Origin of the sequence: Kitasatospora sp. NPDC059648 (assembly GCF_042734825.1) — a bacterium.
GTDB lineage: Bacteria > Actinomycetota > Actinomycetes > Streptomycetales > Streptomycetaceae > Kitasatospora.
Map to the genome: position 1 here is coordinate 21409 of NZ_JBHWDU010000088.1, position 14953 is coordinate 36361.

Here is a 14953-nt window from a genome sequence, read left to right on the forward strand (position 1 = left end):
GGGGACTGAATTCATCGGTGTGAGGCCTTTCAATGACGTTTCCACACAACGCTTGATGGGGTGGTGCCGGAAGTCCGGACGGGGAGGACCGGCCTCAGTTCGCGGCGAGGCCCAGCTCCGCCGCGATCTCGGCGGCCAGCTCCGGCCAGGACGCACCGCTGAAGAGATGGTCGGCGCCGCTGATCTCGCGGACGGCGACACGGCCGGTGCTCTCGGCCGTCCAGCCGTCGAGCAGGTCGGCGCTGATCTCGTGGTCGTCCGATCCCCGGAACACGGTGATCGGGATCTCCAGGCCGCCGGGCGTGTAGTGGTAGCCGCTGACGGCGCCGATGTCGGCTTCGAGGACTTCCAGGAGCAGTTCGGCCATCTCCGGGTCGGCCGCGGCCTCCGCGGTGAGATATCGCTCGGCGAGTGCTTCGCGTGACTCCAGCTCCTCGGCCGCTACGCGGGCCGCGTCGATCGGCGGCAGCTGGGAGGCCACGAACAGGTGGGAGACCCGCGACCCCAGCACGCGGGCCGCTTCATGGGCCAGCAGTGCACCGGAGCAGAGGCCGAACAGGACGATCGGCCGCGGGCCGAGGTCCAGCACGTCGTCGACGATGCCGGCGACCATGGCGTCGACGTCTCTGAGGAAGGCTTCTTCGATCCGGCTCTCGCGGCCCGGCAGGCGGACGCCGTAGACGCCGGCGTTCTGCCCGAAGGCGTGCGTCCAGGCCCGGAACGGCGCTGCGCCGGATCCGGCCCACGGAACGCAGACAAGAGCGGGAGTGTCGGTGGATCTCGGTTTGAACGATGCCAAACCGCGTGAAATCGCTCCAACCAGCATGCTGTTCCCCCGTGGATTCAGGTTGGGATGATTGGGTCTTCTCCGCCTCGGTCGCTTTCCGCGCAGGCGCGACCGGCAGGCGTCCCGATGGGAAGGGGACGCCCTGCGACGGCGGTGGGGTCGGACTACGGTGCCAGCGCCTCGCGCACAAGTGGCCTGGCTGCAAGGGAGACATGGGGCAGCGGCCGCGCACGGCGGCCGGGGGTCGGCGACCCGACGGGAGCCGGTCCGCCGCGGTCGGATCGCAATGCTCCGATCCGAAAGGTCGTGGATACCGCTAGCGGACCCTCCGGTGTGCCCGCAGCGATGCCGCGCGGTGGTCCGGTGCCAACGCCCACACACCGACACCGGCTGAATCCGTCGCCGCTATGACCCACACCGGCAGGCGGGCCGGACGCGGCAACACCGCGAACCGGTTGCGAAGGCCGCGTACACGACGCGGAACGAACCCTGCCGACACGTTGCGACGCCAGGATGTCAACCAATTCCTACCAAACACGCTCTCCCCCGAAGTGCATGTCATGACATGGAGCGATGCGTCAAGCCTCGCGCAGAATCCCCGAGTTGACGAACGGCATCGCACGGACCTTCCCAAGATCGATGCGGAATCTATCGTCCGCCCGACGAGGCGGTCAAGGAATTCTGGCATGAACATCGGCGCACCGGCGGCGAGCTGCGACGAACAGGGCCTATCAGGATTCTGGCGGCATACATGCTGATTGGCCATCTTGTTCCACTATCGCCTTCACTGGGCCAATTGGCCGCGTCCGTCCGGGCGGTGGGCCGGCCATTGATGGCCGTGTCGCGCTTGCGGACCATGCGCTTCTCATCGCCCACCGATTCCAGCGAGACCTGGCAGGTTCATGGCAAGTGCTGCCAGACGGACCCGCTTGAGAGCTGCGGTCTCGTTCGGGAAGTGCCTTCGCGCCGTCGCCGGCCGCCGGTGCCGCGAGGTCAGCGATTCAAGGAGAAGGGGACCACTTTTCGCTCAACTTCGCTGCCGTATCCGGAAAATTGCCAGGTGGGTCCGACCCGGGCCTCCTTGTTCGGACGCCCTTCGGATCGTCGCCGGGCTCACCCTCCGGCCCGACCCGAACGGCTGTTGGTATCCAGATCTGGCGAAGCGCCATAAGCCGCGGCGGATTCCGTCAGTTGGACAACGCCCGGGCTCAGCGGAGTTTTTGACCGAGAAACTCGACTTCCCCGCCGTTGCTCTGAAGGGGGTGGTGGTAATGGCGGCCACTCGACATGGGGGAACACCTCGAAACCAGCGATGCCATCTGACAGACCGGCCTTCACGCCAGAGAAGTTGACACCCCAGCAGACCGCTCACCACCCTGCGATGGGGCCCTTCGTGGCGCGCACCCGCCTCCAGCCGTCCTGAAGATCTCACACACTTTCCGTTATCCGCAGCTCCATGCCCGATCTCCCATACGTCGGCGGCAAACCACCCCCATCTGCCGACGAGGAGAGAACATGACCGGCAAACGAGTGGTGCGCGGGAGCGACAACGGCCCTGCACCGGTGGGAACTTCGGTAGCGCCGAGCGTCATCGTCGGCACCCTGTCCCGCCACGGACGATTCCCCGACTGACTGTCAGTCAACTCATCGTCGAGCCTGCGATCAGCCAGGACCAGCCATCGGCTCGGCGTCCCACAACCGACACGGGCCAACCGTGTCGGTAAAAGTGACTGAGCATCACCTCACTGCGCGGCCTCCCCACTGGGTCGCGCCGCACGGTGCTGCCCCCATGCCAGGAGAACCCATGAAAGCCGCACACGCCCGCAAGAAGCTGCCCAAGCTCCTGATAGCTGCCGCCCTCGCGCTGACCGTCGGGGTCGGGATCGCCGCCAACGGGCCGGGCAGCGCTCACGCGGGGCTCACCAGCCCGTCCCCCGAAGCCAAGACCGACGCTCCCCGCGCAGGTCTGGCACCCCAGTCGGCCACCGAAGCCGTCCAGGACGACGCGAAGCAGGTGCGCCCCAAGGACCGTCGACCTCTGCCTTCCGACACCGAGGCACAGCACCAGAACTACGGCAGCCCGACAAGGTCCGTCGCGGCAAGGCCGAAGGCGACGACCGGGGAGGCGGGCGGCGCGAAGGCGAGCGCCGCCGCCTGCTCCATCAGCGCCTTCACCGCGAACACCGGCGGCGCCCTGGTCCAGGCGATCCGGTCCGCCGGCCCGGACTGCATCAACGGCCTGTTCAACGTCACCGGTTCGGACGCGCACCTGGCCTTCCAGGAGTCGCAGATGACCACGGTGGCGGACGCCTTGGCCGCCGCCTCCCGCAACTATCCGGGGGACAACAGCACCCACGTCCTGGAGCTCGTGCTCTACCTCCGGGCCGGCTACTACGTGCAGTGGAACCACAAATCCGACGTCGGTACCTACGGCAGCGCTCTGCAGACCGCGATCCGGTCCGCCCTGGACTCCTTCTACGCCAACGCCCACGGCCTGGACGCCACCGACGCCAACGGCGCCGTCCTCTCGGAAGCCGTCACCCTGATCGACAGCGCCAGCCAGAACGCCCGCTACCTGCCCGTCCTCAAGAAGCTGCTCACGGGTTACAACAGCTCGTACAACAACTCGTACAACATGCTGACCGCGGTCAACAACGTCTACACCGTCCTCTTCCGCGGCCACCAGAACCCCGACTTCGTCACCGCCACCGAAGCCGACCCGTCGATCCTCGCCACCCTTGAGACCTTCGCCGACAACAACCTCGGTCTCCTGGGCGGACCGCAGAGCTACCTGGCGTCCAACGCCGGCACCGAGCTGGCCCGGTTCCTCCAGGACCGCACCCTGGCCCCCACCGTCCGACCGATGATCAAGAACCTGCTGGCCAAGTCCTCGATGACCGGCCCCACCGCCCCCCTCTGGGTCGGCATCGCCGCCCAGGCGAACGACAACGACCAGAACAACTGCTCCGACTACGGCACCTGCGACCTCCCCAACCGGCTCAAGAAGGCCGTGCTGACCATCGACTACCAGTGCGGCACGATCCACATCGTGACCCAGGCGCTCACCAAGGAGCAGTTGCTCAGCACCTGCGACAGCCTCACCGGCGAGAACGCCTACTTCCACAAGCTCGCCAAGGACCCCGGCCCGCTGCCCGACGACCACAACAGTGCCATGGAGGTGGACGTCTTCCACTCCACCAGCGACTACCAGACCTACGCCAACGTCATCTTCGGCGTCGACACCAACAACGGTGGCATCTACGAGGAAGGCGACCCGTCCAAGCCCGACAACCAGGCCCGGTTCGTCGCCTACGAAGCCGACTGGCTGCGTCCGAGCTTCCAGATCTGGAACCTCAACCACGAGTACACCCACTACCTGGACGGCCGCTTCGACACCGCCGGCGACTTCGCCGCCGCAACCGCCACCCCCGGCACCATCTGGTGGATCGAAGGCTTCGCCGAGTACGAGTCCTACGGCTACCGCGGCGTGACCGACACCGCGGCGGTCGCCGACGCGGCCAAGGGCAGCTACCCGCTGAGCACCGTCTTCGCCAACACCTACAGCAGCGGCACGGACCGGATCTACCCCTGGGGCTACCTCGCGGTGCGCTACATGATGGAGAAGCACCGCTCCGACATCGACACCCTCCTCGGCCACTACCGATCCGGTGACTACAAGGCCGCACTCGGCCTGATCAACTCGATCGGCACCGGCTACGACGCCGACTGGGCCAAGTGGCTCAAGGAATGCGCCGCCGGTGCGTGCAACGCCCCCGGCAAGCCGTTCACCGCCGCCTTCACCGCCAAGGCGAACGGCCTGAACGTCGCGCTCACCGACACCACCGAGGACTCCGCAGCGGTCACCGCCCACAAGTGGGACTTCGGCGACGGCACCACCTCCACCGATGCCAATCCGACCAAGGCCTACGCCAAGCCGGGCACCTACCACGTCCGGCTGACCGTCACCGACAGGGCCGGCGCCACCGCAACCGCCGACCAGACGGTCGCGGTCGGTGCGTCAACCGCCGAGTGCACCGCTGACGACACCCGCCGCCTGGCTCAGAACTGCAGCCGATCCAACCTCACCGCCGCCGCCCGGGACAACAGCTACCTCTACATCGACATCCCCGCCGGAACCAAGAACCTCACCATCACGGCCACCCCCGGCACGGGAGCCGCCGACCTCTACTACAGTCCCACCACCTGGGCCGACAGCACCGCCAACACCGCCTCCGCCACCGGCAACGGCCCGCACACCCTCACCATCACCAACCCCCCGGCCGGCTGGAACTACATCACCCTGCACGCCACCACCGCCCTCACCGGCGCCACCGTGACGACCACGTTCTGACCCCGTCGGTCGCGCCGTCCCGACGTCCGGCTCGCTGCCGGTGAACTGCCGGTGAACTGCCGCTGTTCGACGCCGGACTCACGTTCGGGATTCGGGTTCGGCCGATTCGAGCAGGGCGGTGCCGACGCCAGGCAGCGAAGCGTCGGCCGGCCACTCCGGTTGGGCCGGTGGGGTGGAACGCGCACAAAAGGATCGTGCAAGTCTGTTGTGTGACAGGCCGGCCAGGGCTCGACCTCGGGTTCTGGTCGGCCTGTCGCGGTCCTTTCGGAGGTTGGGTCCGGCCCAACGGTTACTCGTTCCGGATCGAGAGGAATCACCGGACGGCCGGTCGGGGCATGCGGATCGCCGAGATATCGACCGATTCGAGGAGTGGAACATCGGCAATTCGGAGATCGGCCTTGCGGTGCGGATCGAATCCGCCGTTATGCCAGGGAGGCTGTTGTCCGACAGCGGACGTCCCGCTGACCAACGACTGCCCATGCTGCGCGCTGGGCGAGGACCTGCTGCCCGAGCTGCTGCGCCTGGCCGAGGAGGGGCAACACGGCTTGGCCGTCGCTGAAGCCGTGAGCAAGGGAAGGAGCCGCGGCGCGGGGGCGCCGCGGCTCCCTTGGGGGTGCCGGTGTGTCAAGGGGTGCTGAGCGCGGCGTCGTCGAGGACGAAGCTGGTCTGGAGCGAGTCCTCGGTGCCGGTGAACTTGACGGTGACGCTCTGGCCACAGCCGCTGCTGTTCGCCCCCGTCGACCCGGAGGTGGCCGCCGGGCGCGGGGTGCCGGTGCGGCTGCTGGGCACGCTGTTCCTGGCGCTGCTGGGCGCGGCGACCGCCGAGGCGAGCCAGATCACCGGCACGCTGCTGGTGTTCGCCCGGAAACCAGGACGCCAGCATCCACGTCTGGCGCACCAGGGACGGCGACGAACTCACCATGCACGGCTACCCCGACAAGACCGCCCGCCTCGCCTTCGACCCCACCGGCCGCTGGTTCGCCTCCGACGGCGCCCCCGACACGGCCGGGGAATCCGGCGGCACGCTGGCCCCCCGGACCGCCGAGCAGCTCGCGCCACCCTCCAGGCCGTCGCCGCGCCCTCACGGCTGCTCGTCCTCGCCCGACTGCGCCGGAGTCCGTGCCCCGCAGCCGAGTTGGCCGAGGCCGTGGGGATGGAGCAGTCCGCCTGCTCCCACCAACTACGTCTGCTGCGGAACCTGGGCCTGGTCAGGAGCGGACGCCGGGGCCGGAGCATCGTCTGCGCCCTTCGCGATCACCACGTGGCGGAACTGCTCGACCAGGCCTTCGCCCATATCGAGCACCTGCGGCTGCGATGACCCGCCCCCGTTGCGCGCGAATGCCGGTGTGCCCCTCGGAATCCGAGGGACACACCGGCATTCGTACGCGGTCCCGGTCTCAGCCCTTGCGGCGGGCGGCCGCGGCGCCGTAGCGGCGCTCGAAGCGCTCGACGCGGCCCGCGGTGTCGAGCACGCGGGACTGGCCGGTGTAGAAGGGGTGGCTGGCGGAGGAGATCTCCACGTCGATCACGGGGTAGGTGTTTCCGTCCTCCCGCTCGATGGTGCGGTCGCTGGTGACGGTGGACCGCGTGAGGAAGGTCAGCCCGCCGACGCGGTCGCGGAAGACGACGGGGCGGTAGGCGGGGTGGATGCCGGGCTTCATCGAGTTCTCCTTGGCTGGGCGGGGTGGGGTCAGCGTTCCTCGCGGAACTCGGTGTGGCGACCGAGCACGGGGTCGTACTTGCGCAGGGCGAGCCGGTCGGGGTCGTTGCGGCGGTTCTTGCGGGTCACGTACGTGTAGCCGGTTGCGGCAGTGGACCGGAGTTTGATGATCGGGCGCAGGTCGTTGCGGGCCACGGCGTCCTCCTGGGGCGGATCGGTGACGGTTGAGCCGTCATTGTAACGAAATGGTTTTCGTTTCCATTAGGCGTAGTGTGGCAACGCCAGCCGTGGCCGCGGCATTCCCGGGCCGGGGCCACGACCGGTCCTGCTCCTGCGGAGGCTCGATGTCCGCCCACTGGGCCGCCGGCCGCGGTGGCTGGAGCGGCGGGAGCGTCAGCAGGACCTGAGCCGGGCCGGCCGCCCGAACGTGGCACGGACGATCAGGTTCTCGTTCGCCTCTGCGCGGCGATGCGGTCCGGGGGTAGAGGTCCCGTGCTGGGCGAGTGCGCAACGCGCCGTTTTCCTGGAGCGGCGAGGTCAGCCGGACGCTTGCCCCCGCATGCGGGAGACAGCCGGGGCACTTTCCCGGACCACCCGCGCCGCCTGCGTCCGTTGACAGTCCAGGTCACTCCCGCGGCCGGGTGGCGCCGCCCAGGAGGGTCCGGGGTGCGCACCGCATCCGCGCGCATCGGGGTGGTGCTTGGCCGCCCGGTCAGTCGCTCGGATGGGAGGCGGCCCAGCCGTGTTCGAGCAGCCCGAAGGCCTCGTCGGCGGCTCGGCGCGGTTCGGCGTGCCGCAGGACGAGGCTGCGGGCCTCAAGGGCGAAACGGGCCAGGGCTGCGCAGCTGACGTCGTCCTCGGGTGCGCCGACGGCCTCGGCGATGGCCCTGGCCAGGGCTGCTTCGTGGCGCGTCCACATGCGGTGGGCGTAGTCGCGCAGCGCGGGGGTCTCCTGTACCAGGCGGGTGAAGTCGGCGAACCTCGGGTCCTCGGCGTGGACGGCCAGCTGGGTCTGCTTCAGCAGGAGGTGCTCGCGCAGCGCCTGCGGGATCGACTGGCCCGGGGTGCGTTCGCGCACGGCGGCGACGAGTTCTGCTTCCAGTTCGTCGTCCTGGTCGAAGACCAGGGCTTCCTTGCCGGAGAAGTGTTTGAACAGGGTGGTCACCGAGACGTCGGCGCGGTCGGCGACGTCTTTGACGCCGACCTGGTCGTAGCCGCGTTCGAGGAAGAGCTCAAGTGCGGCGTCGGCCAGGGACTGGCGGGTCTGGGCCTTCTTGCGCCCGCGGCGCCCGGTCGGTTCGGTCACTCGCCCACCGTACCTCGAAGTGCAGTCACTGCGAAAGTTGAGTCATTGCACTTATTTAGCGAGTGTGCTTTCTTGGTGATGCCGGGTCTTCCGGCAGCTGACCCACCTTCCGAGGGACACTCCCGTGAACTCTGCTCGTGATCCCCGCATCGCGATCGTCGGCGCCGGCCTCGGCGGCCTCACCTGCGCCCGAGCCCTCCAGCAGTACGGCCGCTCCGTCACGGTCTTCGAACGCGAGGCCTCCGCCGACGCCCGCCCGCAGGGCGGCTCCCTCGACATGCATCCCGACACCGGCCAGGCCGCCCTCGGTGCGGCGGGGCTCCTCGACCAGTTCCACGCCCTCGCCCGCCCGGAAGGGGACGAGTGGCGCGTGCTCGACTCCGCCACCGCCGCCCTCCTCTCGCAGCAGGGTCCTTCCGCCGACGGAGGACGGCCGGAGATCGACCGGGGCCAGCTGCGCGGTCTGCTCCTGGACTCGCTCGCAGAGGACACGGTGCGGTGGGACCGCGCCGTCACCGGCGTCGCCCCGCTGGCGGACGGCACCTGCCGGCTGCTGCTCGGTGACGGCACCACCGAGGACTTCGACCTGGTGGTCGGTGCCGACGGCGCCTGGTCACGAGTACGCCCGGCCCTGTCGCCCGCTGTACCCCGCTACACCGGTGTCACCTTCGTCGAGACCGGGTTCGACCACTGCGACACCCGCCATCCCGACCTCGCGCGGCTGGTCGGCAACGGTTCGATGCTGGCGAAGGGCGTCGGCCGGACCTTGGTCGCCCAGCGCAACAGCAACGGCCACATCCGCGCCTACATCGCGCTCCGCGCGCCCAAGGACTGGCATGAGGCCGCCGGCGTCGACCTCGGCGACCAGCGGGCCGTGCGGACGCACCTGCTGGGGCTGTTCGACGACTGGGACGAGAGCCTTCGCTACATCCTGCGCAACGGCGACCACGGCTTCATCCACCGGTCCCTGTTCGTCCTGCCCGCCCCGCACACCTGGGAACACGTTCCCGGCGTCACACTGCTGGGCGACGCCGCGCATCTGATGCCTCCGGTCGGCCTCGGTGCCAACCTCGCCATGCTCGACGGCTGCGACCTCGCCCAAGCCGTCGTCGCAGAATCCAGGCTCGACGACGCCGTCCGCGCCTACGAGAGCATCATGCTGCCGCGCTCGATCGAGGCCGCGACGGGCAGTGCGAAGGGACTCGACCACCTCGTTCCCGCAGCGGCCCCCTAATCGACTTGTCATCCGATCGAGTGCGCAGGGCGGACGGATCCGCGATCGTGAGCCGCAGGCGTTGCTACCCGGGCAGTTGCCCGCGCCGCCCCCGCGCGGGGCCTCCGAGCGGTCCGATCCTGCCGGGAAGGCCGGGCAGCGAAGAGCCCCGGTACCCGGAGCGGTTGCCCGCGGGCCCGGGGCTTCGATGGGCTGGGGGCGGGTCAGCCCTGTTCGCGGTTGATGACCCGCATGCCCCAGAGGCCGAAGATGACGACCAGGCTCAGGGCGGCCAGGGTGCCGGTGGCGGTGGTCTGGGTGGCGTAGTGGCCCGCGGCGATGTCGCGAAGGGCATCCGCGACGTGGGTCAGCGGGTTGGCCCGGGCCAGGGTGTGCAGCCAGTCCGGGGCGTTCTGCATGGGCAGCAGGAGGCCGGAGAGCAGCATGAGCGGCACCAGGACCATGCTCAGCAGCGGGGCGAAGCGGTTCTCCTGCTTGAGGATCAGCGCCAGCGCGTAGGAGGAGCAGGCGATTCCGGCACAGAGCACGGCGGAGAGTGCCAGGAGCAGCAGCACCGCCGGGAGGGAGGCGCGGAACCCGAAGGCGGTGGAGACGGCGAGCAGCACGGCGCCCTGGATGCCGGTCTGGGCGAGGTCCCCGAGGACGCGGCCGGAGAGCAGCGCGGCCCGGCTGACGGGGGCGACGCGCAGCCGCTCCATCACGCCGGAGCGCAGTTCGGGGGTGATGGAGAAGCCCGCGTAGGCGGCGCCGAACAGGGTGAGCTGCATCAGCATGCCGGGGACGAACCACTGCCAGGCGTCGACGTCGCCGGGGAGGGTGTTCTTGAGCAGGGGGCCGAACAGCACGAGGTAGACGAGCGGCCCGGACACGCCGACGAGCAGCTGGGCGGGGCTGCGCACCCAGGGGCGGACGGAGCGGACGAAGATGAGTCGGGTCTGCTGGAGGTAGCGCACCGTCATTCTCCCTGGTCTTCGGCGTCGGGGGTGGTGTCGGTGTCCCGCAGGCTGCGGCCGGTGAGGGTGAGGAAGACGTCGTCGAGGGTGGGCCGCTGGGCCTGGACCTCGTGCACGACCAGTCCGGCCCGGTCGAGTTCGCGCAGCAGCTCCGGGAGGACGGTGGAGCTGAGCGGCACCCGCACCCGCAGGACCCGTCCGTCGACGACGACGTCGCGGGCGCCGGGCAGGCGGCCGGCGATCTCCGCGGCGGCGGCCGGATCGCTGGTGCCCAGGGTGAGGAGGTCGCCGGCGATCTGGCTCTTGAGCCCGTCGGGGGTGCCCTCGGTGATGATGGTGCCGCCGTCGATGACGAGGATGCGCTCGCAGAGCGCGTCGACCTCGTCGAGGTAGTGCGTGGTCAGGAAGACCGTGGTCTCGTGCTCGTCGCGCAGCGACCGGATGTGGTCCCACAGGTTGCTGCGGCTCTGCGGGTCGAGCGCGGTGGACGGCTCGTCGAGGAAGACGAGTTGGGGCTGGTGCAGGACGCCCATGACGATGTCGAGGCGCCGGCGCTGACCACCGGAGAGGGTGGAGACGATCCGCCGCTCCATGCCGGACAGGTCGTACCGGTCGAGGAGTTCGGCGACCCGGTCCTTCGCGGCGGCAGTGCTCATGCCGTACAGCCGGGCCTGGGTGATCAGTTCCTCGCCGACGCGCTGGTCGCTGCCGGCCCCGTTGCCCTGGCCGACGTAGCCGATGCGGCGGCGCACCCCGGCCGGGTCGGAGAGCAGGTCGCACCCGGCGATCACGGCTTCGCCGGAGGTCGGGCGCAGCAGGGTGGCGAGCATCCGCAGTGTGGTGGTCTTGCCGGCGCCGTTCGGGCCCAGGAATCCGACCAGTTCGCCGTCGGCGACGTCGATACTCACGCCACGAACGGCCGCGACTTCCTGTTTCCCGGAACGGAACGTCTTGGCAAGGTCTCGTACCTTGATCATCTGCGATGCCTCATCCGGTCGTGCGCAACTGCCTTCGGGCATGGGAACATCACGCCGTGCGCATCGGTAGAAACGGCAGCGGTCCTCGCCCGTGCGATGCGCTGCTGGAGGTGTGATGACACGCACCACGGTGCGTGCACTGGGAACGTAACGGCCGTCGTTCCGGCCGGACAACCCCTAGTCGCCCCAGCGCGCGAAGGGGGCGTCGACCGCCTTCCCCGCTCCGGCGCCGCCACCGGTCGCAGGCAGCCGCTCCGACGAGGCCCGATGGCGACCGGCCGGGGACCGGGGCCGCTGCCGCCGGCCGATCTCCACCCGGGAGTAGACCCTGGGGTAGAGGCCGCCGGTGTCGACGAGCCGTAGTGTCGGCGGCACTGAACGTGAACCTGACCCGAAGCCGGCCCCAAGCCCCTGGAGGGACGAATACCGTGATCTCGGACACCCGCGGTGATGTGGACCTCATCAACATCCGACACCCGATGTCGCCCAGCACGTTCCGCATGGCCTTCTTCCCCCATCTCCTCCACTCCTCGCTGCAGTTGCTCGACCTCGCGGAGCTGCTGCTGCCGACGGTGGAGGTGCTGGCGTTCCAGTACCCCGGCGCGCACGACATCGACGGCCCGCCGCGGATCGGCGGCGTGGCCGACCTGGCCGAGCGGGCGTTCACGACGCTGACCGCGTGGACGGACCGGCCGCTGGCCCTGTTCGGCTACCGGGGCGGGGCCGAGGTGGCCTTCGAGGTGGCGAAGCGGCTGGAACGGGAGGCCGGCATCGTTCCGGCCACCCTGTTCATGGCGGACCGGAGCGGTTTTGCCGGGAGCGGTCCCGAACTGCGCTGCCCGGTGGTCGCCATGACCCGGGAACAGACTCCCCGGGCGACGGCCGAGTCGGTCCGTTCGTGGGAGTCCTGCACCACCGGCTCGTTCTCGCTGGAGGTCTTCCCCCGGACGCACGGTACCCCGGACGGCTACTGCCGGCAGGTCGCCAACCTGGTGCACGACCAGCTCATCTCGGGTGAGAACAAGGGGCTCTAGGGGCGGCTAAGGGTTTCCCGGGCGGGACACGGCTCCCTACCGTCGTCGGTGGGGACCGTGTTGACGTGCCGGTGGTGAACCGGAGGTCCTCTCAACCGTCCCGGACGACGACGGCACGTATGCCTCGGGCGGCTTCCTGCCCGGTTCGCGGCCACACGCGTCGGTCGCCGCCGGGCCCGAGGAAGGAAGCGCCCGACCAGTGACCTCGAAGATCTACGGCCCCGACACGGTGCTGACTCTCCCCGCGTTCGAACAGGAGGCCCTGCGCATCGCCGAGGCCCTCCGCGAGCGCGGTGTCGGCCCAGGCCAGCGTGTGGTGCTCAAGGCGGGGAACTCGGTGGCCTGGCTGGGCACACTGCTGGGCCTCATGCACGCCGGGGCCTCCATCGTGCTCGTCGACCAGCAGGAGACGGCGGAGGAGACCGACCGGATCATCCGGCGGACCGGGGCCAAGGTGGTCCTGGTCGACGAGGACTCCCCGATCGACCCCTCCCACGATCCGGTGCACCTCTACGAACTCCTGGTCGCCGCGGCCGGCCGGGAGACCGTCGAGCGCGAACTCGACGTCACGGACTGGGGCGCGATGCCGGACGGCCTGATCATGTGGACGTCCGGCTCCACCGGCCAGCCCAAGGGCGTCGTGAAGTCGGGCGGCAAGTTCCTCAAGAACCTGGAGCGCAACGCCCACCAGGTCGGCCACGTGGCGGACGACGTCCTGCTGCCGCTGCTGCCCTTCTCCCACCAGTACGGGCTGTCCATGGTGCTCATCGCCTGGATCACCCGGAGTTCCCTCGTGGTCGCCCCCTACAAGCGGCTCGACCGCGCGCTGCGGATGGCCGGTGACACCGGTGCGACCGTCATCGACGCCACGCCCGCCAGCTACCGCTCCATCCTCAACCTGATCGGCCGCAAGCCGGCTCTGCGGGCGCACTTCGAGCGAACGCGGATGTTCTGCGTCGGCGCTGCCCCGCTGGACGGCACGCTGGTCGAGCGGTACGTGGCCGAGTTCGGGCTGCCGCTGCTGGACAGCTACGGCAGCACCGAGCTCGGCAACATCGCCTTCGCCACCCTGGAGAACCCGGTCGCCACCGGCCGGGCCATGGAGGGCATCGCGCTGCGCGTCGTCGACGAGGACGGCCGCCCCGTGCCCGCCGGCCAGGCCGGTGAGATCGAGGTGGACACCCCGGACGGCATGGAGGGCCACCTCGCCGAGGACGGGTCGCTGCTGCCCGGCCCGACCGGCTGGCAGCGCACCGGTGACCTCGGCCACCTGGACGAGCACGGCAACCTCTTCGTCCTCGGCCGCAAGTTCGCCGTCGACCGGATGGGTTACACGCTCTACCCGGAGCTGATTGAGCGCAAGGTGGCGGCCGGGGGCTGCTCGGTCCGGATCGTTCCGCTGCCCGACGAGCGCCGCGGTTCGCAGCTGGTCTTCTTCGTCGAGGACGAGGAGGGCCGGGAGGCGGCGTACTGGAGGGAGGCCGTCCGTGGCATGCTGGCGACCTACGAGCAGCCCGACCGGGTCGTCGTCCTGGACCGGTTCCCGCTCAACCGCAACGGCAAGCCGGACAAGCGGCAGCTGGAGCAGCTGGCACAGGAGCAGCGGTAGCGGGCACACCGCCACCCGAGATCCCGGAGGTTTCCCCAGTGAGAATCGCCTGCCTTCAGGCCGTGTCCGGCACGAGAGGCGCCCGGCAGTCGTACGAGCAGCTGCGGGAGGCGGCGCGCCGCGCGGCCGAGGAGGGGGCCGCCCTCCTGGTCACCCCCGAGATCTCGATCGGCGGCTACCCCCTGCTCCCCGGCGTCCGGAACGAGGCCGCCGGGCCGGTTGACGGCCCGCAGTGCGCCGAAGTGTCGGCCATCGCGCGCGAGTTCGGCATCGGTCTGGTCCACGGCTGGCCCGAGACGGACGGCGACGCGCTCTACAACTCGGTCCGCCTGGTGGACGGTCGCGGTGACACCCTCGCGGTGTACCGCAAGACGCACCTGTACGGGCGGGCCGAGCGCGCCCTGTTCACGCCGGGCGACACCGCCGTCGTCCAGGCGTCCTTCGGCGGCCTGACCGTCGGTCTGCTGATCTGCTACGACGTGGAGTTCCCGGAGATCGTCCGGGCGCACGCGCTCGCCGGGACGGAGCTGCTGCTGGTGCCCACCGGGCTGATGCGGCCCTGGGAGTTCGTGGCCCGCACCCTCGTGCCGGCCCGCGCCTTCGAGAGCCAGCTCTACGTCGCCTACGCCAACTGGGTGGGCGAGCGCGGCGGTCTGGACTTCTGCGGCCACACCACGGTGGCCGCGCCGGACGGCACCGCCGTGCACCTGGGTGCGGACGCGGGCCTGCTGTTCGCGGACGTCGACCCTGCGGTGGTGGCCGGGGCGAGGGCCACGACCACGTACCTGGAGGACCGGCGTCCGGAGCTGTACCCGGCTTGATCCGACACGGGCCGCGGAGCCCGGGGGCGACACCACCGCGCGAGCCGGGGGTGTCGCCCCCGGGCTCTTCCCGTGAGGACGTTCCCCGGTGTCCGGGCATCCAGGTGGCCGACCGGTGGGTGACGCGCGAGAGGCCCGGGCCGGGGGGGCCCGGCCCGGCCGCTACTAGGACTGCGCCGCGCCACGGGGCGTGGAAGTTTCGGTGCGGGGGGCGGACTAGG

General features: G+C 70.1%; 11 protein-coding genes and 2 pseudogenes. 7 read left to right on the top strand and 6 right to left on the bottom strand.

The window, feature by feature from the left end; translation table 11 throughout:
* Window positions 1-94: 94 nt before the first annotated feature.
* A complete protein-coding gene (locus ACFV1W_RS33695) occupies window positions 95-799 on the bottom strand; it encodes a thioesterase II family protein (RefSeq protein ID WP_380421061.1) in 705 nt (234 codons plus the stop codon).
* Between the two features lie 1792 nt (window positions 800-2591).
* Between ACFV1W_RS33695 and ACFV1W_RS33700 the strand changes: the two genes are divergently transcribed.
* From ACFV1W_RS33700 to ACFV1W_RS33710, 3 genes and pseudogenes are all read left to right on the top strand, one after another.
* Window positions 2592-5138, top strand: coding sequence for a collagenase (locus ACFV1W_RS33700; protein ID WP_380421062.1), 2547 nt, complete (start codon window positions 2592-2594; stop codon window positions 5136-5138).
* Between the two features lie 748 nt (window positions 5139-5886).
* Window positions 5887-5940, top strand: a pseudogene (locus tag ACFV1W_RS33705) (hypothetical protein); the annotation flags it as partial.
* 255 nt (window positions 5941-6195) lie between these two features.
* Window positions 6196-6456 (top strand): annotated as a pseudogene (locus ACFV1W_RS33710) (ArsR/SmtB family transcription factor); the annotation flags it as partial.
* Window positions 6457-6535: 79 nt separating this feature from the next.
* Here the strand turns inward: ACFV1W_RS33710 and ACFV1W_RS33715 are convergent.
* The 3 genes from ACFV1W_RS33715 to ACFV1W_RS33725 form a co-directional block, all read right to left on the bottom strand.
* Complete coding sequence (locus tag ACFV1W_RS33715; protein WP_380421063.1) at window positions 6536-6799, bottom strand: type B 50S ribosomal protein L31; 264 nt, start codon at window positions 6797-6799, stop codon at window positions 6536-6538.
* Window positions 6800-6828: 29 nt separating this feature from the next.
* Entirely contained in the window at window positions 6829-6993 is a 165-nt protein-coding gene (gene rpmG, locus ACFV1W_RS33720; protein WP_380421064.1) for a 50S ribosomal protein L33, read from the bottom strand.
* A 517-nt stretch (window positions 6994-7510) separates the two neighbouring features.
* Entirely contained in the window at window positions 7511-8104 is a 594-nt protein-coding gene (locus ACFV1W_RS33725) for a TetR/AcrR family transcriptional regulator (RefSeq protein WP_380421065.1), read from the bottom strand.
* Window positions 8105-8228: 124 nt separating this feature from the next.
* Here ACFV1W_RS33725 and ACFV1W_RS33730 point away from each other — a divergent pair, with 124 nt between their 5' ends.
* Window positions 8229-9338: an FAD-dependent oxidoreductase gene (locus ACFV1W_RS33730; protein ID WP_380421066.1), complete on the top strand. Its 1110-nt coding sequence runs from the start codon at window positions 8229-8231 to the stop codon at window positions 9336-9338.
* Between the two features lie 203 nt (window positions 9339-9541).
* On the opposite strand, the gene ACFV1W_RS33735 is transcribed toward ACFV1W_RS33730, so the two are convergent.
* Window positions 9542-10297, bottom strand: a complete 756-nt coding sequence (locus tag ACFV1W_RS33735; protein ID WP_380421067.1) for an ABC transporter permease — start codon at window positions 10295-10297, stop codon at window positions 9542-9544.
* Entirely contained in the window at window positions 10294-11199 is a 906-nt protein-coding gene (locus ACFV1W_RS33740) for an ATP-binding cassette domain-containing protein (RefSeq protein WP_380421068.1), read from the bottom strand. Before ACFV1W_RS33740 ends, ACFV1W_RS33735 begins: the two co-directional genes overlap by 4 nt.
* Window positions 11200-11747: 548 nt before the next feature.
* Here ACFV1W_RS33740 and ACFV1W_RS33745 point away from each other — a divergent pair.
* From ACFV1W_RS33745 to ACFV1W_RS33755, 3 genes are all read left to right on the top strand, one after another.
* Window positions 11748-12302 (top strand): thioesterase II family protein, encoded by a 555-nt coding sequence (locus ACFV1W_RS33745; RefSeq protein ID WP_380421069.1) that lies wholly within the window; start codon window positions 11748-11750, stop codon window positions 12300-12302.
* A gap of 199 nt (window positions 12303-12501) precedes the next feature.
* Window positions 12502-13911: a class I adenylate-forming enzyme family protein gene (locus ACFV1W_RS33750; RefSeq protein WP_380421070.1), complete on the top strand. Its 1410-nt coding sequence runs from the start codon at window positions 12502-12504 to the stop codon at window positions 13909-13911.
* A gap of 62 nt (window positions 13912-13973) precedes the next feature.
* Window positions 13974-14732, top strand: coding sequence for a carbon-nitrogen hydrolase family protein (locus ACFV1W_RS33755; protein ID WP_380421071.1), 759 nt, complete (start codon window positions 13974-13976; stop codon window positions 14730-14732).
* The last annotated feature ends 221 nt before the right edge of the window (window positions 14733-14953 follow it).